The following is a 25,581-nucleotide window of genomic DNA, read 5'->3' on the forward strand; positions in this document are numbered from 1 at the left end:
GGCCGGTGCAAAGCCGAGAGGGTCTCGTCCATTCCCATGTGTCGGCGAGGTCACCTGCTGTTCTCCTGCCGGACGTCGCGCGGCCTCCGGCGGGGCGAGGACGGACGCCCGCAGCGCTCCAGGTGCATTCCTGAGTCGGTGCGCACCACCGCTGCCTACCGTTCCGGACGTACCACCGACGAGAGGAAGCACCATGGCAACTGGAGTTGCAGCAGTCTGGGTCCCGGTCACCGACATGGAGCGCGCTGTCGCGTTCTACCGCGACACCCTCGGGCTCACCGTGACCGACCAGTCCGAGGACTGGAGCGAGATCGACGCCAACGGCCTGCGCATCGGCCTGAACGCGCGCGAGGCGGCCGGCCCCTCGAAGGACGGCGGCGCGGTCGTGTCCTTCCAGCCCGACGGCAGCATCGAGGACGAGGTCGCCTCGCTCCGCGAGAAGGGCGCCGACATCCAGGGCGAGATCAGCGAGCACCCGTGGGGCAAGATCGTCCCCTTCAAGGACAGCGAAGGCAACGACCTGCAGCTGTACGCACCGCCCGCCAGCTGAGCGGGTGACGCACGGGAGGCGCGGTGCCAGCGGGCACCGCGCCTCCCGTCTGCGGTCGGTCGCGTCCGCGAGACAGGGGGCGTCTGCGTGAGACGGGGCCGTTTGCGCGAGACGCCTCGGGCTGCTCGAGACGACGCGGATTTCGGCGGCGTCTCGGGAGGTCGGCGGTGTCTCACCGAGACGCCGGAGTGTGGGCACGCTCACGCACGCGAGACGCCGGCGTGTGGCAGAGGCAAACACGCGAGACACCGGCGTCTCGCGGCAGTGCGTGCCACGGGCCTGCGGGCCGGGACGGGCAGCCGCTACCGTTGTGGGCATGACGAGCGCGGGGGCGACGAGCGAGGACTGGTCCCGCCTGCCCGTCGGGCCTCGCGAACACCGGCAGGACGTGGTGCTCGCCCTCGTACTGGCAGTGGGCATCGCGATCTCGACCGTGCTGTACGGCTCGTCGGGGATGTTCGACGACCCGGCAGCGTGGTGGGTGTGCGCGCTCATGGTCGTCGCGAACGCGGGGCCGATCGCGTTCCGGCGCCGGTACCCGATGACCGTGGCGGTGCTCGTCGCGCTGGCGTTCGCCGCGACGCAGCTCCTCCGGGTGCCCGAGGGCCTGTTCATCAACTTCACGCTGTTCATCGGGCTGTACACGGTGGGCGCGTGGTGCTCCGACCGGGTGCGTGCCGAGGCGGTGCGGTGGACGGTCATCGCGGGCATGTTCGCGTGGGTGTTCCTGGCGATCGTGTTCCGCTGGTCCGTCCCCTCGGCGGTGTCCGGGGACAGCGACACCCTGATCCCGTCGTACGTCGCGAGCTCGCTCCTGACGATCATCATCAACCTCGTGTACTTCGCCGCGGCCTGGTACTCCGGCAACCGGGCCTGGGCGTCCGCGGTCGCCAAGCACGCCCTCGACCTGCGGACCGTCGAGCTCGCGGTCGAGCGGGAGCGCACCGCGGCGCAGGCCGTCACGCTCGAACGGGTCCGGATCGCTCGGGAGCTGCACGACGTCGTCGCGCACCACGTGTCGCTCATGGGTGTGCAGGCGGGTGCTGCTCGGCGGGTGCTCGAGCGCGACCCTGCCCAGGCCGCGGCGTCGCTCGGCGTGGTCGAGGAGAACGCCCGCACCGCGGTGGAGGAACTCCGGCGGATGCTTGGCACGCTGCGCGACGGCGACGGCACGCGAGCGCCCCTCGACGACGCTCCGAGCACCGAGGGCATCAGCCGCCTCGCCGAGCTCGTGGACGCCGCGACGACCGCCGGGCACCCGTCGCGGTACTCCGTCGTGGGCGACGAACGTCCGGTCCCGCCGACCGTCGCCACGGTGGCCTTCCGCATCGCGCAGGAAGCCGTGACGAACGTGCTCAAGCACGCGGGACCGGACGCAAGCGCGGACCTCCGCCTCCGGTACCTGCCGGACGCGGTCGAGGTCGAGGTGACGGACACCGGGAACGGGGGGCGAGCCTCCAGACCGTCCGCCGGTGCCGAGGACGACCGCAGCCGGGGCAGCGGACTCGGCCACGTCGGGATGCGCGAACGGGTGGCCGCCGTCGGCGGGACCGTGGAGATCGGGCCGCGCGCCCGGGGAGGGTACCTGGTGCGCGCATGGCTGCCGACATCGTGAACGTCCGTGTGGTCCTCGCAGACGACCAGGACCTGGTGCGGGCCGGGTTCCGGGTCATCCTCGAGTCCGAACCGGGCATCTCGGTCGTCGGGGAAGCCGCGGACGGGGCCGCTGCCGTCCGCGCGGTGGAGCAACACCGGCCGGACGTCGTGTGCCTCGACGTGCAGATGCCGGGTGTCGACGGGCTCGAGGCCGCTCGCCGGATCGCCGCGCTCGACGACCCGCCGGCTGTCCTCATCCTGACGACGTTCGACAACGACGACACGCTGTTCCAGGCCCTCGACGCCGGGGCGAGCGGGTTCCTGCTGAAGAACGCCACGCCGGAGCAGCTCGTCGACGCCGTGCTGACCGTCGCCGCGGGGGACGCGTTGCTCGCGCCGGACGTCACCCGACGGGTCATCAGCCGGGCGACCACGGGGCCGAGCGCTGGGGGCGCCACCGGGGTGGCTGCGCCGCCTGCGTCGCACGTCGCCGAGCCGTGCGTGGTGCCGGGGCTGACCGAGCGCGAGACCGAGGTGCTCCAGCTGCTCGGCCGTGGCCTGAGCAACGCGGAGATCGCCGGGCTGCTCTTCGTCGGCGACGCGACGGTCAAGACGCACGTGTCGAACGTGTTGCAGAAGCTCCAGCTCCGCGACCGGGTGCAGGCCGTGGTGTGGGCGTACGAGCACGGGGTGGTCCGCTCGCGCGGGTGACGCCCGGTCTCATCCCCGAGGTCCCTGTCGCATCCTCGACGGCCGGTCGCATCCCGGACCCGGTCTCATCCCGGACGATCCGGTCTCATCCCCGAGGGGGAGGGCCAGGACCCGCCCCGGGTGGGAGGCGACGACCCCCAGCGCTCCGTAGCGTCGGAGGTGCGGTGGTGGACCCCACCGCCGAGAGGGGAAGACGCGATGCTCAGTGTCGACGGTGTCACGAAGCACTTCGGTGACCGCCGCGTGCTCGACGACGTGACGTTCACGGTCGGCCGAGGACGGCTCACCGGGTTCGTCGGCGGCAACGGTGCCGGCAAGACGACCACCATGCGGATCATGCTCGGCGTGCTCGCCGCCGACAGCGGGACGGTGTCGATCGACGGTCAGCCCGTCGGACCGAGCGACCGTCGGCGCTTCGGGTACATGCCCGAGGAACGCGGGCTCTACCCGAAGATGCCCGTGGCCGAGCAGGTCACCTACCTGGCGCGGCTGCACGGTGTCGAGCGTCGGGCTGCAGCCGCTCGTACCACGGAGCTGCTCGCCCGTCTGGAGCTCGGAGGGCACGCGGACGACCCGGTCGAGAAGCTGTCGCTCGGCAACCAACAGCGCGTGCAGGTCGCCGCGGCGCTCGCCCATCGGCCCGAGGTGCTCGTGCTCGACGAACCGTTCTCCGGCCTCGACCCGATGGCCGTCGAGACCGTGCTCGGGGTGCTCCGCGAGACCGCAGCCGCTGGCGTCCCGGTGCTGTTCTCCAGCCACCAGCTCGACGTCGTCGAGCGGCTCTGCGACGACGTCGTGGTCATCGCCGACGGTCGCATCCGAGCAGCCGGCCCGCAGGAGGAACTCCGTCGCAGCGCCGGCCCGGCCGCGTGGGAGCTCCTGGTCGACGGCGACGCCGCGTGGATCCGCGAGGAGCCCGGCGTGCACGTGCGGGAGTTCGACGGCGGGTACGCCGTGTTCGAGGCCGACGACGCCGTCGCCCAACGCGTGCTCCAGCGCGCGGTCACCACGGGGACGGTGGGGTCGTTCGGCCGCCGCGTGCCCCGCCTCAGCGAGGTCTTCCGGGAGGTCGTCAAGTGAACAGCTTCAGCCAGGCGGTGCGGCTCGTCTCCGCCCGCGAGATCCAGGCCCGGCTCCGCAGCAAGGCCTTCGTCGTGTCGGCAGCGATCCTGCTCGTGATGGTGGTCGCCTCGATCGTCGTCGGTGGCATCGTCGGCAAGGCCAGCGCCGGCGACACCACCCCGGTCGCGGTCGTCAACGGCGTCTCGCTGCCCTCCACCGGCGGCCTCGACGTGACGCGCGTCGACGACCGCGCCGCCGCCGAGCGGCTCGTGCGCAGTGGTGACGTCGACGCCGCGATCGTCCCCGAGTCCGGTCCGCTCGGCTTCGGCGTGGTCGGACTCGACCAGGCGCCGACGGACGTCGTGCAGGCGCTCGCCGTCTCGCCGCGCGTCGAGCTCCTCGACCCGGATGCCCTGCCGCCCGGGCTCGTGTCGCTCGTCGGGATCGCGTTCGGCGTCGTGTTCTTCGCCGCCGCGGTCACGTTCGGGCAGTCCATCGCCCAGAGCGTGGTGGAGGAGAAGTCGACGAGGGTCGTCGAGATCCTGATGGCGGCGATCCCCGCCCGCGCCCTGCTGGCGGGGAAGGTGCTGGGCAACAGCGTGATGGCCCTCGGGCAGATCGTCGCGGTCGCCATCGCCGCCGCCGTGACCCTCGCTGTGACCGGGCAGGACAACCTGTTCACGCTGCTCGGGCCGAGCATGCTCTGGTTCGTGCTGTTCTTCGCGATCGGGTTCGTGCTCATCGCGGCGCTGTTCGCGGCGTCGGCAGCGCTGGTGTCCCGCCAGGAGGACGTCGGGAGCGTGACGACCCCGGTGATGATGCTCGTGATGATCCCGTACTTCCTGATCATCTTCGCGGCGGACAACCCGACGGTGCTCGGGATCATGTCCTACGTGCCGTTCAGCGCCCCGATCGGCATGCCGATGCGCATCTTCCTCGGGACCGCCGAGTGGTGGGAGCCGATCGTGTCGCTGCTCGTCGTCATCGTCTCGGCCGCGCTCGTCGTGGTGATCGGCGCCCGGGTGTACTCGAACGCGCTGCTCCGGACGGGCGGACGGGTCAAGCTCACGGAGGCACTGCAGCGCTGACGCCGTCGGTGCGCTCTTCCGTTCGATCCCGCCCGACTGCTACGTTTCGGGCACCGAACGGGGGAGCGACATGGGGACACTGCGCGCTGCAGTCACGGTCAGGACGATCGCCGTGACGACGGTGGCCGTGACGACAGTGGTACTGGCGGCGGCGGCACTGACGGGCTGCACCGGGGGTGGCGTCACGTCTGGACCGACGCCGACCCGGTCCGCTGCCGCTGTCGCTGCCGCTGGATCCACGCGGGCGGCGACGCCCGACGCAGCGGACCGGTTCGCGATCCTGCACCGGGCGTTCGCGGCGACGGACGCCCTGCCCGGCTACGCGGTCGACCCCCCGGACGACATGGTGCCGAACAGTCAACGGCGTGCGGTGGAGCACGACGGCACGACGTACTGGATCGCCGCGATGCGGGACGGCGGGGCGTGCCTGATCGCAGCCAACCCCGACGCGGACAGCGTCGAGAACTACTCCGTCTCCAGCGGCGGACCCGTCGAGCGTGCGGCCGTGGTCACGAGCATGCTCGACGAGGACGACCACATGACGGCGCTCGTCTCCGACGGCTTCACGGACCGGGGTACCGACGCCCTGCACGAGCTCGCGACGAACGTCTGGGTGCGCTGAGCCGTCGAGACCTCAGTCCACCTGGTCGGCCTCGACGGCCGCACTCAGGCGCTCGAGGACGTCCGGCACCGCCGACCGCACCCGGCTCCAGCTGGGGATGAACGGCTTGTCGTTGGGCCTCGCGGTGAACGCGCTGCCGGCGTCGAGGACGGCCTGGGTGAAGAGCTCGACCGCTGCCTCTTCAGCGTGCTGGTCGAACGACAGCCCGTTCATCACGGCCTCGTGCCGGTAGACCTCGACGATGTCGAGCGCGTTCCGGTAGTACGTCGCCTTGAGCACCCGGAAGGAGTCCGACGTCAGCGGGACCCCCATCGTGGCGAGCTTCCGGAACAGCGACTGCACGATGTCGTTGCCCATCCGCGCGAGCCCACCGCTGCCGTCGGCCTCGGCGAGCGGCTGGTGCTTGTGGTCGTAGTCGTCGGCGATCTCGACCTGGCACACCTGGCGCGTCGCGTAGTCGCGGTACACCTCGGACAGCATCCCGATCTCGAGCCCCCAGCCGCCGGGGATCTTCAACCCGTTGAGCACGTGGGCACGCATCGCGAACTCGCCGGAGAGCGGGTAGCGGAAGCTCGCGAGGTACTCCAGGTACTCGGACTCTCCGTACACCTGGCGGAGCGACCGGAGCAGCGGCCCGACGAGCAGCCGTCCGACGCGTCCGTTGATGCGGCCGTCGGCGACGCGGGCGTAGTAGCCCTTCGAGAACTCGTAGTCGAACGCCGGGTTCGCGAGCGGGTACAGCAGCCGCGCGAGCATGCCCCGCTCGTACGTGGTGATGTCGCTGTCGTGGAGGGCGATGCACTCGGCTCGCTCCGACGCCAGCGCGTACCCGGTGCAGTACCAGACGTTGCGGCCCTTGCCCGGCTCACCCGGAGCCAGCCCGGCGCGGTCGAGCTCGGCGTCGAGGGCACGGAGGCGCGGCCCGTCGTTCCAGAGGATCCGGTGCCGCTGCGGCAGGCGCGAGAAGAACTCCCGGGCGTGCTCGAACTGTGCGCGGTCGGCCCGGTCGAGCCCGATGACGATCTCGCTGAGCCAGTCCGCTTCGGCCAACTCGTTGACGATGCGCTCGAGTGCCGGCCGCTCGAGCTCCGAGTACAGCGCCGGCAGGATCAGGCTCATCGGACGCTTCCCGGCGAGGCCCCGGAGCTCGTCCTCGATGCTCGCGGTGCTGCGCCGGGTGAGGTCGTGGAACGTCGTGATGACGCCGTTCTGGTGGAAGTCGCTCATCGGTCGCTCCTCAGGAAGTGGTTCAGGCCCTCGGCCCACCCCTGTGGGGCCGGGGTGGTCGTGCGGTGGACCCGCTCGGTGCGGTCGTCGGCGAGCGGTCCCGGTGCCGGTCCGACGCCGCGGACGACGACGGCCAGGTCGACGGCGTCGAGCATCGCGGTGTCGTTCGGCCCGTCGCCGAGGCCGATGGTCCGTGGCGCGGAGCCGGTCCGGCGCTCGTGGTCGGCGACGAGGGTCCGGACGGCGGCGCCCTTGTCAGCTCCGGCTGGCAGCACGTGCCAGAACCGGCCGCCGCGGACCAGGTCGAAGCCGGCGTCGGTCAGGGCCGACCGGAACGCCGCTGCGCGGTCGTCGTCCGCCGCGTGCCACCGCACGACCTCGGAGGCGGCTCGGCGCCGGGCAGCGCTCGCCCCGTCGAGGTCGAGGCCCGTCCAGGCCACGACCTCCGCGTCGGACACGCCGGAGAACGTCGCGAAGTGCAGGTCGAGCGCCCGTCGGACCCGCTCGAGCACGGTGCGGAGCCGATCCAGGTCGCCGTCCGTCGGGCCGACCAGGACACGGTCGTCCGTCCCGACGACGACGGCGCCGTTCTCGGCGACGAACGGCTGCCCGGTCAGGCCCGTGCGCGCCTGCAGCGCCGCGATCTCGACCGCGGTCTTGCTGCTGCAGAACACCACGGGGACGTTCGCTCGACGGAGCCGGTCGAGCATCGGCAGCGCCGCGTCGAACGTGTAGTCGTGGTGGTCCAGCAGGGTGCCGTCGAGGTCGGTGACGACCATGAGGTCGGGTTCAGGCATCGGGCTCCGCTCGCGGCTGGTTGGGCTGCGGGCGGCGATGCCCGCCGACCAGCCTGCCACCTGCCGTGAACGCGCGGGTGAACAGACGGGAGGCTCCCCACCGGTCACGGCCGACCCGCCGCTGGCGCGTCGGTCCGGGACCGGCCGGCGTGGGCCCAGGTGCCAGCTGGCACCGAGCCTCCCGTCCGGTGGTCCGCCAGCCCGTCACCGCGCGCCGCCGTCGCGGCGCTCAGTGCGTGGGGCCGCCGGTGATCGAGCAGTCGTCAACGGTCAGCGAGCCGCCTGTCTCGGAAGCGTTGGCCGAGTACACCTGCATCGCGACGGTCTTCCCGTTCTCCCACAACGTGTGCTGCGTCGACAGGCGGGTCCAGACACCAACGGCGAGTTCCTCGACGTCCCACCCCGTCGGCAGCGCGGCCGGCGGCGCGTCCGCGCTCCACTCAGCCGACCGGAGCGCGGCGGACATGCCACTGGTGCTCGGCTTCACCCAACACGAGGCCCGGTAGCCGCCGATCCGGATGCTGTTGGTGGTGATGGTCCTCGAGGCCCCCACCGCCCCTGGCGCGGTCGAGTCCGGCGTGATCGTGACGGCACTGGACCCACCATGGACGGGTGATGGGGTCCGCGCGATCGTACCGGCGCCGATCGTCCCCCACGCGTCCGTACCGTGCTCGAAGCCTGGGTCCTGGAGGAGTTCCCCGGGTGTGACCCGTGTCGGCACCGCGTCCGTGGGCACGTAGGTCTGGACGCCACAGTTGGTCGCGACGAACAGCCGGTGCTGTGCCACTGCCAGGTTGCCTTCGTGTCCTCCGTCCGTGCAGGGGTCGATCGTCTCGCTGCGCTGCGCGCCGGTCACCTCGTCGAGGGCGACGATCGATGCCGGGTCCGACGAGCCGCTCGCGGAGCTCAGCCAGACGATGCCGTTCGAGACGACCGGGGCGGCGAGGGGAGAGGTGGGGAAGATCGAGTCCATGGGCAGGCGGTGGGTCCAGATCACCCTGCCGGTCTTGAGCCCGACGGCACTGACAGTCGAGGGCGTCGCGGGTGTCCCGGTGCTGCCGATGCTCGTGACGAAGCCGATCTTGCCGTCGAAGGCCATCGAGTACTCAGACCTGGGGATCATCCGCACCAGGCGACCGCTCTTGGCACCGACGACGATGGTCTCGGCCCCTGGCAGGTAGAGCAGCCCGTCGTGCAAGGACGGACGTACCCGGTTGAGGTTGTAGTCGGGGGAACCCGCCTGGACGCCCTTCGGGTAGACGAGGTTCCAGAGTTCACGCCCCGACGTGTCGAACGCCTGCACGCCCGCGCTGTTCGCGAAGAACACTCGGCCGCCGCCGATCAGCGTCCAGCCGTGCTCTGACGGGAAGGGGATGTCGAACTTGCTCCTGCCCGTGGCAGCGGACAGCACCGAGTGTTCGTTGGCGACCAAGCCCGAGCCCGCGCTGACGACCCAGTCGACCGAACCACCACGGAACGTGCTCCAGAGCTTCTTGCCGGTCTGCTCCGACAGCGCGTCGAGCCTGCCGGTCTCCGCGCCGGTCTTGGCGTTCACCGCCGTGTGGACCACGAAGACCTTGCCGCCGGCGACCGTCGCGGACTTCGCCGCGCCGTACTGTTTCCGCCACAGCAGAGTGCCGGTGGCCGTGCTGTAGGCCGAGACGCTGGTGCAGCTGAACTGAGCCTCGAAGACGACGGTCGACGTCCTCGTCACACCGATGGACTTCGTAGCGACGGTGCCGGACGACGGGCAGTGTGCGGGGGCGTTGCGCCAGCTCGGAGCGATCGTCGCCGGGAGTGTCTCACCGAGCTGAGCGTTCTGGTTCGCACCATCGATCCCGGCTCCGATGGCGTTCGTGCCAGACGCCGGCGGAGCAGCATGTCCCGGCGTGATCGAGGCGGCAGCGGCTGGCGTGGGTACGGCCAGCGCTCCGAGCAGCAGCGCCGTCGTGGTGAGTGCGACGAGACGTGGACGCCAGGACATGGAGAGCTCCGATCTGCGGGTGTCGGTCGGGAACGACACCACGAACCTTATCCACGACAGAGCCTCACGTCCGGGCGCCTGTTGACGCGCCCGCACCCAGAACGGGGGGGTCTGCGCCAGCTGGCACCGCGCCTCCCGTCCGGCCCGGTTCGCTCGCCGTCAACGAGGGAGCAGAAGACGTCGAGTGGTTCGCGCGCACCCGACGTCTTCTGCTCCCTCGATGCGGACGGGCCCCGCCCGTCAGGCCGCCGCCTGTTCCAGCACCGCCTCGGCGCGCTCCGCGCTGCCCGCGTCGAGTCCGCGGTCGATGCGGCCCCGGGCCGCCAGCCAGATGACGACGCCGGCCAGGAAGACCAGGACCTCGGTGATCGTCAGCGCCCAGATGATGCCGGCGAGCCCGAACCAGAGGTTGCCGAGCAGGACGATCGGGATGAACAGCACGCCCTGCGCCAGCGACATCGCGATCGCCGGCGTCGCGAGCCCCGCCGCCTGGAACAGCGACGTGAACAGCCCCGTGAACCCGTTCACCACCGTGGCGACGAGCTGCGCGACCAGGATCGTCAGGCCGATGGCCAACACCGAGTGGTCCGAGGAGAAGACGGTGAAGACCTGCTCCCGGAAGACGAAGACGGTGCCGGAGAACAGCAGCACGATCGCCCCGACCGTCAGTGCCGATGCCCGCAGCGCCGAGCGCAGGCGTTCCCGGTCGCCCTTGCCGTACGCGTAGGCCAGCAGCGGCAGGACCCCGATCGTGACACCCATCACCAGGAACTCCGGCACCTGGGCGATCCGGACGGCGACGCCCATCGCAGCCAGCGGGTCGTCGCCGTACTGGGCAGCCAGGTTGTTGAGCACGAGGGTCGTGACGATGAGGAACCCGGCCTGCAGCAGCTCGCTGACGCCGATGCCGAACACCGGCTGCAGGACCGAGCGACGGAGCGTGAACCAGCGGAGCGACAGGCTGACGTTCTCGCTGTGGGTCTCGAGCCAGCGCACCCAGTAGACGATGCTCACGAGGTTCGCCAGCCCCACCGCGAGCGCGGCCCCGGCGACGCCCCAGTGCAGCACCAGGATGAACAGCACGTCGAACACCAGGTTCCCGACGGTCGACAGGATGAGCCCGACCATCGCCTGCCGCGCTGCCCCCTCGGCCCGGATCATCTGCTCGAGACAGAACGACGCGGCGAGCACCGGCACGAAGGCGAGCATCACGCTGACGTAGGCGCTGGTCGCGGGCACCGCCGCCGCATCCGCCCCGAGCAGGCCGACCAGGGGCCGGAGGAACAGCAGCCCGAGGCCGCCGAGCACGATGCCCGTCACGACCGACCCCCAGACGGCGAAGGACGCGACGTGCTTGATCTCGCCGGCCTTCGCGGGGTCGTGCTCGGAGGCGCCGAGCAACCGCGACATGAGCGAGCTGCCGCCGACGCCGAACACGCCGCCGACCGCCATCACCAGCCCGAGCAGCGGCGTGCCGAAGGTGATCGCCGCCAGCAGCGAGGTGTCGTGCTGCGCGCCGATGAAGCCCGCGTTGATGACGTTGTACAGGGCGCTGACGACCATCGCCGCGGCCATCGGCACACACAGGTGCACGAGGGCTCTGGCGATCGGGGCAGCGGAGAGGTACCAGCGGTTCTTCTCCGCTGCGGTGGTGGTGGTGGGGCTGGTGCTGGTGCTGGTTCCGGTGGTGCTCATGGCTGTCCCCTTCCGGGCAGGGCTGAGCGCGCGCCGACGAGGGCCGGCACGGCATGGCTGATGGCGCGACGGCAGGGGTCGTCGCGTGGTGGCGCGGTCAGGTCCGGCAGGGCCGTCGCGTGGTGCGATGGACGGTTCCGGCGGGGCCGTCGCGTGGGCAGGCTGGCGCCTCCGGCGGACGGCCGGGAGGCTCGGCTGCAGTTACCGGGAGGGTTCCGGCAGCTCGGCGGTCACCTTGAGCAGGAGGTCGCGGAGCGTGGCGCGCTCGTCCGGACTGAGCGGGGCGAGCAGGCGGTCGTCGAGGGCGAGCATCGCGTCCTCGAACCCGGCGATCAGGTCGATGCCGGTGGGTGTGGCGTACACGAGCTTCGTCCGGGCGTTGCCGGCGTCGGCTCGTCGTTCGATGAGGCCCCGTTTCTCGAGCCCCTGCAGGAGGCTCGACACGCTGGCCGCACTGGTCCGGGTCATCTCGGCGATGTCGCGCTGGATGGCGCCCGGGTTCTGCTGCAGGTAGCCGAGCACGAAGCTCTGCTCGTGCGAGAGCTCGCGCTCCCGCACCCACTCCTCGGCGCCCTTGCGCTGGGCCCACCCGATCCAGCGCATGAGCTGGAGGGGTGTGTCGAAGTGCGGTGCCTGCATGATCAGAACTCTAAGTGTTCGATCTCTAACTGTCAACCGATCTGGTGTCCAGGTCGTTCTGGTTCGGTCGGAGGATGACCACAGAGCATCAGCGCCGGCAGAGGCCGTGGTGGGTCATCGTGCTGCTGGTCGTGGCCATCGCGCTGTCGCTCTGCGCTGTCGCACTGCCGCTGTGGCTGGTCTCGCTCATGCAGCAGGTGCCCTCGGCCTCGGTCGGCGAAGGGCCGCAGCGGGTCGTCTTCATCGCCCTCGGTACGTTCCTGTCGTTCGCGATGCTGGCCGGCTTCGCCTGGGCGGCGCTGATCGTCGTGCACGTCCAGCGTCGCCGGAGCAGATGACCGATCGCCGGCGTGCGAGTGAGACGCGGGTCGTCGTCGAGACGCCGGCGTGTGGGGGCCGCCGGTGCGCGAGACGCCGGCGTGTGGGGGCCGCCGGTGCGCGAGGCGCCGGTGTGTGGGGGTGAAACGCCGGCGTGTGGGGGCGAGACGCCGGTGTCAGTGTGGGACGCCTCGATGTCGGCGAGACGCCGTGGTTTTCGGCGGCGTCTCGGGTGCTCGGAGGTGTCTCGGTGAGACGCCGGTGTCTCGATGAACCTTGTCGCCGAGACGCCGGTGCCTCGACGTGGTGCGGGCGCGGGTTCAGCGAGACGCCGGTGTCAGTGTGAGACGCCTCGATGTCGGCGAGACGCCGTGGTTTTCGGCGGCGTCTCGGGTACTCGGAGGTGTTTCGGTGAGACGCCGGTGTCTCGATGAACCTTGTCGCTGAGACGCCGGTGTTTCGACGTGGTGCGCGTACGGGTTCTCCGAGACGCCGGTGTCTCGCGCGGAGGGGCGGACCCGGAGGAGTGAGACGCCGGCGTCTCGAGGGCGGGCGGGGAGCGGCTGCGTCAGTGCGCGGTGGTCGGCGCGGGACGCAGGCGGCGGATGCCGGTGACGACGAGCACGACGATGGCACCGAGCGCGAGACCGAACACGGCCGAGGACGCGGTGTCCGCGAACCACTCGACGACGGGCCCGGCGGGCTCCACCGCGTGGGTGATGACGTGCAGCAGGTCGTACGGCCCGTGCCAGAACGTCTCGGCGAGGTTCGCGATCACGAGGTGCCCACCGACCCAGAGCATCGCGACGGTCCCGACGATGCCGATCGTGCGGAACACGGCGGGCATCGAGCGCACGATGCCGTCACCGAACCGCCGCAGCCCCTGGGAGGGGTGCTCCATGAGCCGCAGCCCGACGTCGTCGATCTTCACCAGGAGTGCCACCGCGCCGTAGACGAGCGCGGTCATGCCGAGGGCGATGAGCGCCAGCGCGCCGAGGGTCAGCCAGAAGCCCATGTCGGGGTCGAGGCTGGCGAGGGCGATGAGCATGATCTCGGTGCTGAGGATCAGGTCGGTCCGGATCGCGCCGAACACGAGCTTGCGTTCGTCGCGGGAGTCGTCCCCGGCGGAGACGTGGTGGTGGCCGAACCACTCCGCGACCTTCTCGGCGCCCTCGAAGCAGAGGTAGGTGCCACCGATGACGAGCAGCCACGGCAGCACCCACGGCGCGAACGACGACAGCAGCAGCGCCACCGGGATGATGATGACGAACTTGTTGAACAGGCTGCCGAGGGCGATGCGCCCGACGACGGGGAGCTCCCGAGCGGGCGCGAGTCCCTGCACGTACTGCGGGGTGACGGCGGCGTCGTCGATGACGACCCCGGCGGTCTTCGCGCTCGCCTTGAGCGCGGCGGAGAGGATGTCGTCGACGACGGCGAGCAGTCCAACGGACATGTGCGGTTCCCGGTCTCAGGCGGCGCGCGCGGCGCAGCGGACGTCGTCGACGGCGGGACGGGAGGGAGCTACCTGCATGAGGAGAACCCTATTGGTTCACTCAGGTGGTGGTGCTGAGCGCAGCCCGCGCTGCCCGGACCACGTCGCTGTCGGTCACGAAGTGCGCGGAACCGTCGTCGGCCCCGCCCATCGGCACGCCCGCGTGAGCGCTGTCAGCGGCCGGGCGCTTCGCGGAGAGGTGCACGGCGGCGGCACCGGTGGCGACCAGGGCCGGTACGTCCGCGGGGATGACCCCGGCGCCGGCCATGACCTGCACGGGCCCGGCAGCCGACACCATGCGGGCGATCGTCGCCGCGCCGGTGAGGGCGGTGGGGGCGGCGCCCGAGGTCAGGACCCGGGTGAACCCGAGGTCGGCGAGCAGCGCGACGGCGGCGACGGGGTCCGCCGCGTGGTCGATCGCCCGGTGCAGGGTGACCTCGACGTCGTTCCGTAGTGCGCGGGCGGTGCCGACGAAGCGTCGCAGGACGTCGAGGTCGAGCGACCCGTCCGCGCCGAGCGCACCGACGACGACGCCGGCCACGCCCGAGCGCACGACGGCCTCGAGCTCGCGGTCCATCAGCTCGACCTCGTCGGCGTCGTAGACGAAGCCACCCGGGCGGCACCGGACCAGGGCGTGCACGGGGATGCCCGTCGCGACCGCGGCCTCGACGAGCCCCTGCGACGGGGTCAGCCCACCGAGTTCGAGCCCGACGCAGAGCTCGACCCGGTCGGCGCCGCCGTCGCGGGCGACGACCGCCCCCGCGGGCGAGGTGACGGCGATCTCGAGGGAGACCGGGGAGTCGGGAGTGGCAGAGGTCACGCGATGGCTCCGAGCGGTTCGTTCGAGGGCGGGATGATCCGGGCACCGAGGTCGGGCGCCGACGGGAACACCCGATCGTACGGGAACATCGGGCGCGCGATCCGGTGGTGCCCCAGGCGCTCGAGGTCCTGGTCGACCCCACCTGGCGTCAGCGCGAGCATCCAGTCGGCCGCCATGTCGAACAGCTCCGGCTCGAGGTACCCGATCTTCACGATGACGACGTCCGCCTGGCGCGGGGCGAGGTCGAGGTCCGTGAAGTCGTGCTCGTGGTGGTACGGCTTCCGGTACGTCGTGAGGATGGCGAACACGCTGCCGACCTGCAGCACGACCTCGGTCTCAGCGTCGCGGTCCCCGTGTTTGATCGCGTGCACGCGGCCGGTCATGGTGATCGGTCCGGCGTGGACGTCGTCGACCGCCGCACCCGCGGTCACGGTGACGGTCGCACCGACGCCCGCGGCGACCGCCGTGGCGACGGCGTCTGGGCCGGGGACACTCGCGTAGATGACGGTCGGGCCGTCCGCCGACCGGAACTCCGGCCGTGCGAGCACCTCCGTCAGCCCCCACGTCATGTCACCGGACCCGCCGGCGGTCGGGTTGTCGCCCGAGTCCGAGACGAAGTACGGCCGGGCGGCGCCGGGGGCGACCGCGGCGTCGAGGCACTCGGCGAACGAACCCGTCGGGGCCACGAAGACGAAGTCCTCGCGGACGTCCCAGAACGCGCGTGCCAGTCGCTCGGCCCCGGCGGCCACGGCGTCACGGTCCCATCCGGTGACGACGGTGACGGCACGGTCGCGCGGCTGGTCGGCCCACGCGTACCCGACCCAGATCGCAGCGTCGAGCACGCCGTCCACTGCCTCGACCTCCGGCACCTGGGCGTAGAGCGATGCGGCGGGTTCGATGCGCGTCGAGGTCTGCTCGCCGGGCAGCAGCACCGGGATCGGCACCCAGGCCTTGACCGGACGCTGCGACCCGACCGGGCGGGTGGCGAGCACGTCGACCAGGTTCCGGACGGCGCGCTCCTTCGTCTCCATGGCGTCCTCGTGCGGGGCCATCCGGTAGCAGGTGACCAGGTCGACCTGGTGCGCGAGCTCGGCGGTGACGTTGCCGTGCAGGTCCATCGAGGCTGACACGATGACGTCGGGGCCGATCACCGCGCGGATGCGTCCGAGCAGGTCGGACTCGGCGTCGTCCAGGCCCTCGACGACCATCGCACCGTGGATGTCGAACCAGAGGCCGTCCACGGTCGTCGACGACACCAGCGCGGTCAGTCGCGTCACGATCTCGGACGCGAGCGACTCGTACGCCTCCCGCGTCACCATGCCGCCGGGCAGCGCGTGCCCGATCAGCGCGCCGCGGAAGTCGGTGGCGTCGGACAGCCCGGCGAGGAAGTCGTAGCGGGCCACGACCTCGTCCCCGCGGTCCGGGTGGAAGGCCTCGGCCTGGGTCCTGGTCGGCGTGAACGTCGACGTCTCGATGGCCAGCCCGGCGATGGCGATGACCGGACGCCGGACCGGCGAACCGGCCGGAGACGCGACCGGCGAACCGGCCGGGGAGCCAACGGGAGAACTACTGGGCACGGTGTCAGACACGGACACTCCTGTTCCTGGTGGTCGACTGGGGGATCGGCGTGGACAGCTCCTGCAACGAGGCCGCGAGACCCCGCTGCAGGGCGAACTGCCCGGCGCCGACGAGACCCGCGTCCGCACCGAGCGAGGCGCGCTCGATGACGAGGTGCTGCGTCACGAGCGGGTGGCAGCTCTCGTAGAGCTGGCTCCGCACCGCGGCGACGAACGGGTCGAGCGTGGAGAGGATGCCGCCGAGGTAGACGGCGTCCGGGTTGAAGAAGTTCACGTTGGCGGCCAGGACCTCGCCGAGGTACCGACCGGCCAGGCGCACGGCCCTGGTGGCCTCGGGGTCGGCGTCCGACGCGAGCCGCACGACGTCGGCGGTCGAGGACACCGGGACACCGGCCGCGCTGAGGATCCGCACGAGGGCGGCCCCCGACGCCACGGTCTCCAGGCACCCGGTGTTGCCGCACGAGCACGGGGTGTCCCCGGCCGCGTCGATCCGCACGTGCGTGATGTCGCCGGCGGCCCCGGTCGAACCGCGGTACAGCCGGCCGTCGATGACGATCCCGGCGCCGATCGCCGACCCGGCCTTGATCGTGATGGCCTGCCGCCGCGACGACGGCTGCACGGTCTGCTCGCCCGCCGCCATGCAGTTCGCGTCGTTGTCGACGGCCGCGGGGACCCCGAAGTGCTCCTCCAGCCACGCCGCCACGGGGAAGCCGTTCCACCCGGGCATCCGGCTCGGCAGGTCGACCACCCCGGCCTCGACGTCCACCGGGCCGGGCAGGCTCAGCCCGACGCCGCGCAGGCCCTCCGCGCCACGGGTCCCGATCAGCGAGTCCAGTAGCTCCGCCAGTCGGGCCAGACCGACGGTCGGGCCGTCGGAGAGCGCGAACGGGACGTTCGTGACGGACTCGAGCGAGCCTCCAGGCAGGACGATGCCGACCCGCGCATGGCCGCCACCGACGTCTGCAGCGACGGCGTACTCGTCCACCCCGCCGATCCGGAGCACCTTCCGGGGGCGACCGCCGGTGGAGACGTCGGTGCCCTCCTCGGCGAGGATCCCGTGGTCGAGCAGCTGAGCGACGACGTGCGAGACGGTCGACGGCGCGGCACCGAGGAGCTGCGCGATCTCGGTGCGGCTCGACGCCTGCCCGGACGCGACGAGCTCGAGCACTCGAGAACTGAGGTCCGGCACGACTTTCTCCAATCCGGCACGAAGACCAGCACTGCGGCCGATGACGGCACGGAAACCGCCGTCGTTCCGGGAGCCTAACCGCCCCACGGAGCCGGGAGCCCTTTCGCCCGATCCGCAGAAACGAAGTATTTACACGAGAACGTTTGTTTTTCCAACGGCTTTTGCCATTGACTGTGGCAACCCCGACCACCAGAACCACTCGCACTAGGAGTCCGCATGACCAAGCCCCGTCGCTGGGCCCTCCTCACCGGAGCCGCGCTCGCGGTGAGCGCACTGCTCGCCGGGTGTTCCGGAGGCGGTTCCGCCACCACGAACGCGAAGTCCGACGAGATCAACTACGCGCTGCCGGCGAACTTCACGCCGAACTGGATCCTGCCGATCGGCACCGCAGCGCACCTCAACACGAACAACGGCTCCATCGCGCAGTCCCTGTACGAGCCCCTGGTGGCGTACGACGGCTCCACCGGCAAGATCGCCTGGAACAAGAAGGGCTCGATCGCCACCGCCGCCGACTTCGCCAGCGACGGCAAGAGCGTCACGGTGACCCTGGGCGACCGCACGTGGTCGGACGGCAAGCCGATCACGAGTCGCGACGTCGAGTTCTGGTACAACCTCATCAAGGCCAACAAGGCACAGTGGGGCTCCTACTCCGAGGGCAAGGTCCCGGACAACTGGACGGCATTCAAGGCCGACGACGACACCCACTTCACGATCACGTTCGACAAGGCCTACAACTCCGACTGGATGCTGGCCAACCAGCTCAGCCTGGTCGTCCCGCTGCCGCAGCACGCCTGGGACAAGACCGGTGCCGACGCCGACGTGACCGACGCGGACGAGACCCCCGCCGGCGCCAAGCAGGTCTGGAAGTACATCAACACCGCCGCCGGCAAGATCGCGGACTACGACTCCGACCCGCTGTGGAAGACCATCTCCGGCCCGTACGGCGTCAAGTCGTTCACCACCGCCGGCAAGGTCCAGCTCGTCGCCAACGCGAAGTACGACGGTGGCCAGAAGGCCCAGATCAAGACCGTCAACCTGCTGCCGTTCACGACGGCGGACGCCGAGACGAACGCGGTGCGCTCCGGCGAGGTCGACTACGGCTACATCCAGGCCACGGACATGGACCAGAAGGACGCGTTCACGGGCAAGGGCTACGACGTGAAGCCGTGGACCGGCTGGGCGATCACGTACATGCCGTACAACTTCAACAACCCGACCATGGGCGCCGTCTTCAAGCAGCTCTACGCCCGCCAGGCCGTGCAGATGTCGGTCGACCAGACCAGCCTGTCGAAGGTCGTCTTCAACGGCACCGCCACCCCGACCTACGGGCCCGTCCCGCAGGCGCAGGCCTCCGACTACGTCTCCGAGACGCAGAAGGACAACCCGTACCCGTTCAGCACGAAGAAGGCCGCGGCGCTCCTGACCAGCCACGGCTGGACGAAGAAGAACGGCACGATGGTCTGCACCGACCCGGGCAGCGGCGACAGCCAGTGCGGCGAGGGCGTCGCCGAGGGCACGAAGTTCACCATGCAGGTGCTGTCGCAGTCCGGCTCGTCCGTGACCGACAACATGATGAGCGCGATCCAGTCCTCGCTCGCCAAGACCGGCATCGGCTTCACCATCAAGACCGCGCCGGTGTCGAGCGTCCTGTCGCAGACCCCGACGTGCACCAGCGACGAGGACAGCTGCAAGTGGGACCTGTCCTTCTTCGGCACCGCTGGCAGCTGGTACTTCCCGGCGTACCCGACCGGTGAGGCGCTGTTCTCCACCGGCGGCTCGGCCAACTTCGGCAGCTACTCGAACACGTCCGTCGACGACCTGGTCAGCGCGACCACGACCTCGACCGACTCGGCCGCGGTGCAGGACTACAGCGAGGCGGTCGCCAAGGACCTGCCCGTCATCTGGCTGCCGAGCCCGGACTACCAGATCTCGGTCGTCAAGAACGGTCTGACCGGATTCGAGCAGGACTCGCTGGCCAACTTCCACCCGTCCCAGTGGACGTGGAGCAAGTAGGTCGCTGACGCGACCACGGCCTGGAGGCGCGGTGCGGGTCCGACCCGCACCGCGCCTCCCGGCTGGCACCAGGCAAGAAACCGACCAACGGAAGCCGCATGACCACAGTCCTCTACCTCACCCGGCGGGTGCTCCAAGCACTCGTGGTGATCCTCATCGTCACGATCGTCGTGTTCTGCCTGCTGCACGCCCTGCCGGGCGGTCCCGCCCGCGGCGTCCTCGGCGTCTCCGCGACGCCGGTGCAGATCGCGGCGTTCAACCAGGCGCAGGGCCTCGACCAGCCGCTGCCCGTGCAGTACGTCCGGTTCCTCGGGCGGCTGCTCACCGGCGACCTCGGCACGTCGTACACGCTCAACGAGCCGGTCTCGCAGCTCATCCAGGAGCGGCTCCCGAAGACCCTCGTGCTGACCGGCCTGTCCGCGGTCCTCGGGCTCGTCGTCGCGATCCCGATCGGGATGTGGCAGGCGGCCCGCCGCAACGGTGCGGTGGACTACACGGTCACGGCGCTCGCGTTCGTCTTCTACTCGACGCCGGCGTTCTTCCTCGGCCTCGTCCTCATCGTCGTGTTCAGCCAGCAGCTGCCGTGGCTGCCGTCGCAGGCACCGAGCGGCACCACCCTCGCCGAGGTCTTCCAGGACCCGGCCGGCCTGGTGCTCCCCGTGCTGACCGGCGCGCTCGCGATGATCGCCGTGTTCAGCCGGTACATGCGGGCCTCGACGCTGGAGAACCTGCAGGAGGACTACGTCCGCACCGCCCGTGCCGGCGGGGCCTCCACCGCCACGATCCTGCGGCGGCACGTGTTCCGGAACTCGCTGACGCCCGTCGTCGCGATGCTCGGCTACTACCTGCCCGTGCTGTTCGGCGGCGCGCTCGTCACCGAGCAGCTGTTCAACTACCCCGGCATGGGACTGCTGTTCTGGAACGCCGCGCAGTCCTCGGACTACCCGACGCTGCTCGGCTGCGTCCTCGTCATCTCGATCGCGACGGTCGTCGGCACCCTGGTGGCCGACGTCGCGCAGTCGCTCATCGATCCTCGTGTGAAGGCGGACCGCGCATGACCCAACTCGCCCCGTCAGCCCCTGGTGCCCCGCTCATCGAGCCGGTCGCCGCGACCGGGTTCCGCCTGGCCGCCCGCCGGTTCTCGCACAACACCCTCGCGGTCATCGGCCTCGCCGTGATCGTCGTCATCGTGCTGTTCTGCTTCGTCGGCCCCTTCCTCTACCCGACCGACCAGACGCACACCATCCTCGAGCAGGCCAACGAGCGCCCGAGCGGCTCGCACTGGCTCGGCACCGACGCCGTCGGGCACGACGTCCTCGGCCGCCTGATGTACGGCGGCAAGGTCTCGCTCCTGGTCGGCATCGCCGCCGGGGTCCTGGCGACCGTCGTCGGCACGCTGTGGGGCTCGATCGCCGGGTACGTGGGCGGCTGGGTCGACGCCGTGATGATGCGCGTGGTCGACGCCGGCATCGCGATCCCCGCGCTGTTCATCCTGCTCGTCATCTCCGCGATCACGACGCCGGGGGTCGCCGGGCTCATCCTCATCCTCGGCCTGGTGTCGTGGCTGGTGCCGTCCCGCCTGATCCGCGCCGAGACCCTGACGCTGAAGAACCGCGACTACGTGCTCACCCTGCGCGCGATCGGCGGTTCCCACGCCCGCGCCATCGGCAAGCACCTGCTGCCGAACTCGGTCTCCACGATCGTGGTCGCCGCGACGTTCCAGGTCGCCGACGCGATCCTCCTCGTCGCCTACGTCTCGTACCTCGGCCTGGGCGTCCAGCCGCCGGCGACGGACTGGGGCGGCATGCTCTCGGCGGGCCTCACCGCCGCCTACTCGGGACGCTGGTGGTTGATCGTGCCACCGGGTCTCGCCGTGATCCTCATCGTCTGCGCGTTCAACGCCGTGGGCGACGGACTGCGGGACGCCTTCGACGTGAGGGGCCGCGGATGACCGCCGACCAGATCCTCCGGATGACCGACCTCGGGGTCTCCTTCAGCACCGAGTCCGGCACGGTCGACGCCGTCCGCGGCGTCTCGCTGACCGTCGCCCCCGGCGAGACGCTCGCGCTCGTCGGCGAGTCCGGCTCGGGCAAGTCCACGGTGGCGCTCGCCGCGATGGGCCTGCTCTCCGGCAACGCCACGGCCCACGGCAGCGCGGTCGTCGCCGGACACGAGGTCGTCGGCGCCACCGGACCCGCCATGCGCGGGCTCCGTGGGCAGACCGTCTCGATGGTGTTCCAGGAGCCCGCGACCGCGCTCGACCCCCTCACCCGGGTCGGCGCGCAGATCGCCGAGGTCATCAGGAACCACCGCTCCGTCTCCGCGTCCGAGGCGGCAGCAGCCGCCGTCGACCTGCTCGACCGCGTCGGCATCCCCGACCCGGCCGAGCGCGCGAAGGCGTTCCCGTTCCAGCTCTCCGGCGGGCAGCGCCAGCGTGTCGTCATCGCCATGGCGATCGCGAACAGTCCGGCGCTGCTCATCGCCGACGAGCCCACGACGGCGCTCGACGTCACCGTGCAGGCCGAGATCCTCGAACTGCTCCGGGCGCTCGCGGTGGACAGCGGCACCGGCGTGCTGCTCGTCACCCACAACATGGGCGTCGTCGCGGACTTCGCCGACCGGGTCGCCGTGATGCTCCAGGGCGAGATCGTCGAGACCGGCAGCGTCGAGGACGTCCTGCTCCGTCCCCAACACGAGTACACGAAGCGCCTGCTCGCCGCGGTGCCGCGGTTCGACACCGCCGAGTCCGTGGCCGCGCGCGACCGTGCAGCGGCCCCCGTCGAACCCGTGGTCGCGTCCGACCCGGACGGGAGGCCCGACTCGGCCCCGGTGGTCGACCTGCGGGACGTCTCGGTGATGTTCGGGCGCGGGGCGCGGGCGGTCCACGCGTTGAGCGGGATCGACATCGCCGTCCACGCCGGCGAGACCGTCGGCCTGGTCGGTGAGTCTGGCTCGGGCAAGTCCACCGCGGCGCGCGTCGCCCTCGGGCTGATCAAGCCGAGCGGCGGGGAGGTCCGCCTGTTCGGGCAGGACCTCCGCCGGATCCCCCGGCGCGACCGACGCTCGCTGCGGTCCGGGATCGGCGTCGTGCTGCAGGACCCCGTCGCATCGCTCGACGCCCGGATGTCCGTGGCCGAGTGCATCGCCGAACCGCTCGCCGTGCACCGTCGGGGGACGTCCTCCGCGGACCGTCGTCGGCGCGTGGACGAGGTGCTCGACGCCGTCCGGCTGCCCCGGGCGCTGGCGTCCCGTGCGCCGCGCGAGCTCTCCGGTGGGCAGCGGCAGCGCGTCAGCCTGGCGCGGGCCCTGGTGCTCGAGCCCCGGCTGCTCGTCGCCGACGAACCCACCTCGGCGCTCGACGTCAGCGTGCAGGAGGCCGTGCTCGACGTCCTCACCGAGCTGCAGGCCGAGTTCGGCTTCGCGTGCCTGTTCGTCTCGCACGACCTCGCCGTCGTGCAGCACTTCGCCGAGCGGGTCGTCGTGATGCGCCGCGGTGCCGTCGAGGAGCAGGGCACCACCGGCACGACGCTGCTGCACCCGACGACCGACTACACCAGGCGGCTGCTGGCGGCCGTGCCCGTGCCGGACCCCGTGCTGCAACGGCAGCGTCGGACCGAGCGGCTCGCCACCCTCGCGGCGGTGTCCTCGTGACCCGGGTGCTCGCCGGCATCGACGTCGGCGGGACGAACACCAAGGTGGTCCTGGCGACCTCCGAGCTCGAGGTGATCGACCGACGCGACCTGCCGACGCCCGCCCACGCGGGGGGAGCAGCGATCGTGGACGCGGCACTCGGGGTGGTGACGGACCTGCTCGAGACGCACCGAGCCTCCTTGGCGGGTGTCGGGGTGGGCGCGGCCGGCGTGGTCGACGCGACCACCGGCACCGTCCTCGTGACGGGCAACTCGTTCACCGGCTGGGCCGGCCACGGCGTGACCGCGCACGTGTCCGAGCGGTTCGGTGTCCCCGCCACGCTCGACAACGACGTCAACGCGTTCCTGCTCGGCGAGGTCGCTGCCGGGGCCGTCGTGGGGGAGCGCGACGTGCTCGGGATGACCCTCGGGACCGGGGTCGGCGGTGCCCTCGTGCTCGGCGGCTCGCTCTTCGCCGGGCCACGGGGAGCCGCCGGGGAGATCGGCCACGTGCCGGGCTTCGGCGACGGACTCTGCACCTGCGGACAGCACGGACATCTCGAGACGATCGCGGCGGCTCGGGGCATGGCCGCACGGTACGAGGCCGCGACCGGACGACGCCTGCCGGTGCACACGATCGCCGACGCCGCGCGGACGGGTGACCCCGACGCGGTCGCCGTCTTCGAGACCGCCGGGTGGGGGATCGCCCGCGGCATCCTGCTCACGGCGGGGATCCTCGACGTGACGACGGTCGTCATCGGCGGCGGGGTCGCCCGGGCCTGGGACCTGCTGTCCCCGGCCATCGCGGCGGCCATCGCTGCCGAGCCGCCCGTCAGCGGCGCGGTGATCCGCGTCGAGCCGTCGACGCTCGGGTCGGACGCGGTCGCCCTCGGGGCGGCGGCGCAGGTGCGGGCGCGGGTGCTGTCGGCCGAGTTGGCGTAGGCGGGCGGCTGGCCGCCGGCGGGCGGGCGGGCCGGCCGCTGGCCGCGGGCGGGCGGGCCCCACGCCGGGGCGAGTCTCGCCTCCGCGGACAGAACGCGCGTCCGGTGGCGCGAGTTGTGTCCGCGGAGACGAGTCTCGCGCGCGGGTCAGCCGGCCCGCGGCGGCAGGGGGAGCGAGTCGCTCGTCGAGCGGAGCGACTCCTGGCGCAGTTCGAGCTGCGAGACCGCCAGCGCCGCCAGGTCGCGGAGGTTCGCCAGGTCGTCCTCCGTCGCCGTGCGCGGACGGGTGTCGAGCACGGCGAGGGTGCCGATCGCGGTGCCGTCGTGGCGGACCAGCGGCACGCTGACGTAGAACCGGATGCCGAGTGGCCCGGTGACGAGCGGGCTGTTCCGCATCTCCGGGTGCGTGGAGCCGTCGGGGATCACCACGGGGACGGGGACCGGGGCGAAGCCGTTCCGGAAGCTGATGTGGCGGGCGGCCTCGTCGATGCCCTCGGCCAGGTACGACTGCGACCACTCCCGGTCCTCGTCGAGCACCTCGACCAGGGCGATCGGGGCGTCGAACAGGCGTGCGGCCATGGCCGTGGTCCGCTGCAGGGCCTCTTCGGGCAGCAGGTCGAGCGTCGCCGGGTGCGACCCCGTGGCGGGGCGTTGGCCGGTGGCGGTTCGTGTGCCGGTGCCGGTGCTCGGTCCGGCACTGCGCGTCGTGTCCGTCTCCGTCGCGGGGGCCGCGGTGCCGGGCGCGTCCGTGTCGACCACACGGTCCTCGGCCGTGGTGTCCGCGATGACCACGTCGCGGAGCAGGCCGACCAGGGCCTCCCCGGTCGGCCGCTGTGCCGGGTCCCTGGCCGTCATCGCGGTCAGGGCGCGCTGCCAGTGCGTCGGCAGCGGGTCCGGCACGACGGGGTCGCGCGACAGCCGAGCGACCGCGGACTCGACGAGCGACCCGGGGAACTCCCGCCGGCGGGTGAAGCACTGCAGCAGCACCAGTCCGAGCGAGTAGACGTCGCTCGCCGGGCCGACGTCACCGCCGCGGGCCTGCTCCGGGCTGAGGTAGGCGGCCGTCCCCGTCGTCACGCCGTCGGCGGTGAGCCGTTCGACGCCGTCGGCCAGCGCGATGCCGAAGTCCGTCAGCCGAGCCCGGGCACGGTCGGCCCGGTTGCCGTAGTCGACGAGCAGGATGTTCGACGGCTTGATGTCACGGTGCACGACGCCGCGGTCGTGGATGTAGTGGAGAGCCTCGGCCATGTCGTAGCCGACCTCGGCGATGTGCCGCGAGGCCAGCGGCCCGAGCCCCAGGCGCTCCTCGAGGTCCTGCCCGTGCACGAGCGCCATCACGATGAACCGCTGCGGAGTGCCGTGCTCGTCCTCGACGACGCCGGCGTCGAGCAGGCTGACCAGGTTGTGGTGGTCGAGCGACGCCAGGACGCCCTGCTCGGCCTCCTGTCGCGCGATGTCGACCAGGCCCGGGTGGAAGACCTTCACGGCGACGGGCCGGTCGAGGCTCTCGTCGAGGGCGTCGTACACGACCGACATCCCACCGCGGCCGATGACCGTCCGGAGCCGGTACCGCCCGCCGAGGAGCGCGTGTGGCGCCTCCTGACCCTCCATCGGTGTCATCTGTCCCTCGT

The 25,581-nt window shown here is 71.5% G+C and carries 22 protein-coding genes; 12 read left to right on the top strand and 10 right to left on the bottom strand.

Features of this window, described 5'->3' with window-relative positions:
• The first annotated feature begins 193 nt into the window (after positions 1 to 193).
• From BIU98_RS16395 to BIU98_RS16420, 6 genes are all read left to right on the top strand, one after another.
• Entirely contained in the window at positions 194 to 550 is a 357-nt protein-coding gene (locus tag BIU98_RS16395) for a VOC family protein (RefSeq protein WP_071278902.1), read from the top strand.
• A 316-nt stretch (positions 551 to 866) separates the two neighbouring features.
• A complete protein-coding gene (locus BIU98_RS16400) occupies positions 867 to 2,165 on the top strand; it encodes a sensor histidine kinase (protein WP_071278904.1) in 1,299 nt (432 codons plus the stop codon).
• Positions 2,147 to 2,857 carry a response regulator transcription factor gene (locus BIU98_RS16405; RefSeq protein WP_071278907.1) on the top strand — a complete coding sequence of 237 codons (711 nt, stop codon included), beginning with the start codon at positions 2,147 to 2,149 and terminating at the stop codon, positions 2,855 to 2,857. Before BIU98_RS16400 ends, BIU98_RS16405 begins: the two co-directional genes overlap by 19 nt.
• 198 nt (positions 2,858 to 3,055) lie before the next feature.
• Positions 3,056 to 3,937: an ABC transporter ATP-binding protein gene (locus BIU98_RS16410; protein WP_071278909.1), complete on the top strand. Its 882-nt coding sequence runs from the start codon at positions 3,056 to 3,058 to the stop codon at positions 3,935 to 3,937.
• Positions 3,934 to 5,007, top strand: coding sequence for an ABC transporter permease (locus BIU98_RS16415; protein WP_071278911.1), 1,074 nt, complete (start codon positions 3,934 to 3,936; stop codon positions 5,005 to 5,007). The genes BIU98_RS16410 and BIU98_RS16415 overlap by 4 nt, the downstream gene beginning before the upstream one ends.
• A 127-nt stretch (positions 5,008 to 5,134) precedes the next feature.
• On the top strand, positions 5,135 to 5,629 hold the full coding sequence (locus tag BIU98_RS16420; protein WP_217635713.1) for a hypothetical protein: 495 nt from the start codon (positions 5,135 to 5,137) through the stop codon (positions 5,627 to 5,629).
• A 12-nt stretch (positions 5,630 to 5,641) separates the two neighbouring features.
• On the opposite strand, the gene BIU98_RS16425 is transcribed toward BIU98_RS16420, so the two are convergent.
• From BIU98_RS16425 to BIU98_RS16445, 5 genes are all read right to left on the bottom strand, one after another.
• Complete coding sequence (locus BIU98_RS16425; RefSeq protein ID WP_071278915.1) at positions 5,642 to 6,856, bottom strand: glycosyl transferase; 1,215 nt, start codon at positions 6,854 to 6,856, stop codon at positions 5,642 to 5,644.
• Positions 6,853 to 7,653, bottom strand: coding sequence for a mannosyl-3-phosphoglycerate phosphatase (locus BIU98_RS16430; RefSeq protein WP_071278917.1), 801 nt, complete (start codon positions 7,651 to 7,653; stop codon positions 6,853 to 6,855). Before BIU98_RS16430 ends, BIU98_RS16425 begins: the two co-directional genes overlap by 4 nt.
• 229 nt (positions 7,654 to 7,882) lie before the next feature.
• Positions 7,883 to 9,637, bottom strand: coding sequence for a PQQ-binding-like beta-propeller repeat protein (locus BIU98_RS16435; RefSeq protein WP_139200791.1), 1,755 nt, complete (start codon positions 9,635 to 9,637; stop codon positions 7,883 to 7,885).
• A gap of 240 nt (positions 9,638 to 9,877) precedes the next feature.
• Positions 9,878 to 11,332 carry an MATE family efflux transporter gene (locus tag BIU98_RS16440; RefSeq protein ID WP_071278921.1) on the bottom strand — a complete coding sequence of 485 codons (1,455 nt, stop codon included), beginning with the start codon at positions 11,330 to 11,332 and terminating at the stop codon, positions 9,878 to 9,880.
• A 201-nt stretch (positions 11,333 to 11,533) separates the two neighbouring features.
• The gene (locus tag BIU98_RS16445; RefSeq protein WP_071278923.1) at positions 11,534 to 11,971 is read right to left on the bottom strand and encodes a MarR family winged helix-turn-helix transcriptional regulator; all 438 of its coding nucleotides are present in this window, start codon (positions 11,969 to 11,971) and stop codon (positions 11,534 to 11,536) included.
• Positions 11,972 to 12,045: 74 nt separating this feature from the next.
• On the opposite strand from BIU98_RS16445, the gene BIU98_RS16450 reads away from it, so the two are divergent.
• Complete coding sequence (locus tag BIU98_RS16450; RefSeq protein ID WP_139200792.1) at positions 12,046 to 12,309, top strand: hypothetical protein; 264 nt, start codon at positions 12,046 to 12,048, stop codon at positions 12,307 to 12,309.
• Between the two features lie 548 nt (positions 12,310 to 12,857).
• On the opposite strand, the gene BIU98_RS16455 is transcribed toward BIU98_RS16450, so the two are convergent.
• The 4 genes from BIU98_RS16455 to BIU98_RS16470 all read right to left on the bottom strand — a co-directional run bounded on the left by BIU98_RS16455 (position 12,858) and on the right by BIU98_RS16470 (position 17,367).
• Positions 12,858 to 13,742, bottom strand: a complete 885-nt coding sequence (locus BIU98_RS16455; RefSeq protein WP_071278927.1) for a DUF808 domain-containing protein — start codon at positions 13,740 to 13,742, stop codon at positions 12,858 to 12,860.
• A gap of 100 nt (positions 13,743 to 13,842) precedes the next feature.
• Positions 13,843 to 14,601, bottom strand: a complete 759-nt coding sequence (locus BIU98_RS16460; protein WP_071278930.1) for a copper homeostasis protein CutC — start codon at positions 14,599 to 14,601, stop codon at positions 13,843 to 13,845.
• Positions 14,598 to 16,190, bottom strand: a complete 1,593-nt coding sequence (locus tag BIU98_RS16465; RefSeq protein WP_083393349.1) for a M81 family metallopeptidase — start codon at positions 16,188 to 16,190, stop codon at positions 14,598 to 14,600. The genes BIU98_RS16460 and BIU98_RS16465 overlap by 4 nt, the downstream gene beginning before the upstream one ends.
• Positions 16,183 to 17,367, bottom strand: coding sequence for an ROK family protein (locus BIU98_RS16470; RefSeq protein WP_071278933.1), 1,185 nt, complete (start codon positions 17,365 to 17,367; stop codon positions 16,183 to 16,185). Before BIU98_RS16470 ends, BIU98_RS16465 begins: the two co-directional genes overlap by 8 nt.
• A 216-nt stretch (positions 17,368 to 17,583) precedes the next feature.
• On the opposite strand from BIU98_RS16470, the gene BIU98_RS16475 reads away from it, so the two are divergent.
• The 5 genes from BIU98_RS16475 to BIU98_RS16495 all read left to right on the top strand — a co-directional run bounded on the left by BIU98_RS16475 (position 17,584) and on the right by BIU98_RS16495 (position 23,951).
• Positions 17,584 to 19,380 carry a peptide ABC transporter substrate-binding protein gene (locus BIU98_RS16475; protein WP_071278935.1) on the top strand — a complete coding sequence of 599 codons (1,797 nt, stop codon included), beginning with the start codon at positions 17,584 to 17,586 and terminating at the stop codon, positions 19,378 to 19,380.
• A 98-nt stretch (positions 19,381 to 19,478) separates the two neighbouring features.
• Complete coding sequence (locus BIU98_RS16480; RefSeq protein WP_071278938.1) at positions 19,479 to 20,438, top strand: ABC transporter permease; 960 nt, start codon at positions 19,479 to 19,481, stop codon at positions 20,436 to 20,438.
• Complete coding sequence (locus BIU98_RS16485; protein ID WP_071278941.1) at positions 20,435 to 21,331, top strand: ABC transporter permease; 897 nt, start codon at positions 20,435 to 20,437, stop codon at positions 21,329 to 21,331. Before BIU98_RS16480 ends, BIU98_RS16485 begins: the two co-directional genes overlap by 4 nt.
• Complete coding sequence (locus tag BIU98_RS16490; RefSeq protein ID WP_071278944.1) at positions 21,328 to 23,031, top strand: ABC transporter ATP-binding protein; 1,704 nt, start codon at positions 21,328 to 21,330, stop codon at positions 23,029 to 23,031. The genes BIU98_RS16485 and BIU98_RS16490 overlap by 4 nt, the downstream gene beginning before the upstream one ends.
• Positions 23,028 to 23,951 carry an ROK family protein gene (locus BIU98_RS16495; protein WP_175481396.1) on the top strand — a complete coding sequence of 308 codons (924 nt, stop codon included), beginning with the start codon at positions 23,028 to 23,030 and terminating at the stop codon, positions 23,949 to 23,951. Before BIU98_RS16490 ends, BIU98_RS16495 begins: the two co-directional genes overlap by 4 nt.
• Before the next feature lie 146 nt (positions 23,952 to 24,097).
• Here BIU98_RS16495 and BIU98_RS16500 read toward each other — a convergent pair whose 3' ends face one another.
• Complete coding sequence (locus tag BIU98_RS16500) at positions 24,098 to 25,570, bottom strand: GAF domain-containing serine/threonine-protein kinase (RefSeq protein WP_139200793.1); 1,473 nt, start codon at positions 25,568 to 25,570, stop codon at positions 24,098 to 24,100.
• Positions 25,571 to 25,581 lie beyond the last annotated feature (11 nt).

Origin of the sequence: Curtobacterium sp. MMLR14_010, assembly GCF_001865015.1 — a bacterium.
In the GTDB taxonomy this organism is placed as follows: domain Bacteria; phylum Actinomycetota; class Actinomycetes; order Actinomycetales; family Microbacteriaceae; genus Curtobacterium.

Excerpts from the sequence above, each read along its gene's own strand:
- BIU98_RS16400 (WP_071278904.1), top strand. The coding sequence starts at position 867 with ATGACGAGCGCGGGGGCGACGAGCGAGGACTGGTCCCGCCTGCCCGTC.
- BIU98_RS16500 (WP_139200793.1), bottom strand. The coding sequence starts at position 25,570 with ATGACACCGATGGAGGGTCAGGAGGCGCCACACGCGCTCCTCGGCGGG.
- BIU98_RS16435 (WP_139200791.1), bottom strand. The coding sequence starts at position 9,637 with ATGTCCTGGCGTCCACGTCTCGTCGCACTCACCACGACGGCGCTGCTG.
- BIU98_RS16430 (WP_071278917.1), bottom strand. The coding sequence starts at position 7,653 with ATGCCTGAACCCGACCTCATGGTCGTCACCGACCTCGACGGCACCCTG.
- BIU98_RS16405 (WP_071278907.1), top strand. The coding sequence starts at position 2,147 with ATGGCTGCCGACATCGTGAACGTCCGTGTGGTCCTCGCAGACGACCAG.
- BIU98_RS16450 (WP_139200792.1), top strand. The coding sequence starts at position 12,046 with ATGACCACAGAGCATCAGCGCCGGCAGAGGCCGTGGTGGGTCATCGTG.
- BIU98_RS16395 (WP_071278902.1), top strand. The coding sequence starts at position 194 with ATGGCAACTGGAGTTGCAGCAGTCTGGGTCCCGGTCACCGACATGGAG.
- BIU98_RS16480 (WP_071278938.1), top strand. The coding sequence starts at position 19,479 with ATGACCACAGTCCTCTACCTCACCCGGCGGGTGCTCCAAGCACTCGTG.
- BIU98_RS16475 (WP_071278935.1), top strand. The coding sequence starts at position 17,584 with ATGACCAAGCCCCGTCGCTGGGCCCTCCTCACCGGAGCCGCGCTCGCG.
- BIU98_RS16410 (WP_071278909.1), top strand. The coding sequence starts at position 3,056 with ATGCTCAGTGTCGACGGTGTCACGAAGCACTTCGGTGACCGCCGCGTG.
- BIU98_RS16455 (WP_071278927.1), bottom strand. The coding sequence starts at position 13,742 with ATGTCCGTTGGACTGCTCGCCGTCGTCGACGACATCCTCTCCGCCGCG.
- BIU98_RS16440 (WP_071278921.1), bottom strand. The coding sequence starts at position 11,332 with ATGAGCACCACCGGAACCAGCACCAGCACCAGCCCCACCACCACCACC.
- BIU98_RS16490 (WP_071278944.1), top strand. The coding sequence starts at position 21,328 with ATGACCGCCGACCAGATCCTCCGGATGACCGACCTCGGGGTCTCCTTC.
- BIU98_RS16485 (WP_071278941.1), top strand. The coding sequence starts at position 20,435 with ATGACCCAACTCGCCCCGTCAGCCCCTGGTGCCCCGCTCATCGAGCCG.
- BIU98_RS16445 (WP_071278923.1), bottom strand. The coding sequence starts at position 11,971 with ATGCAGGCACCGCACTTCGACACACCCCTCCAGCTCATGCGCTGGATC.
- BIU98_RS16425 (WP_071278915.1), bottom strand. The coding sequence starts at position 6,856 with ATGAGCGACTTCCACCAGAACGGCGTCATCACGACGTTCCACGACCTC.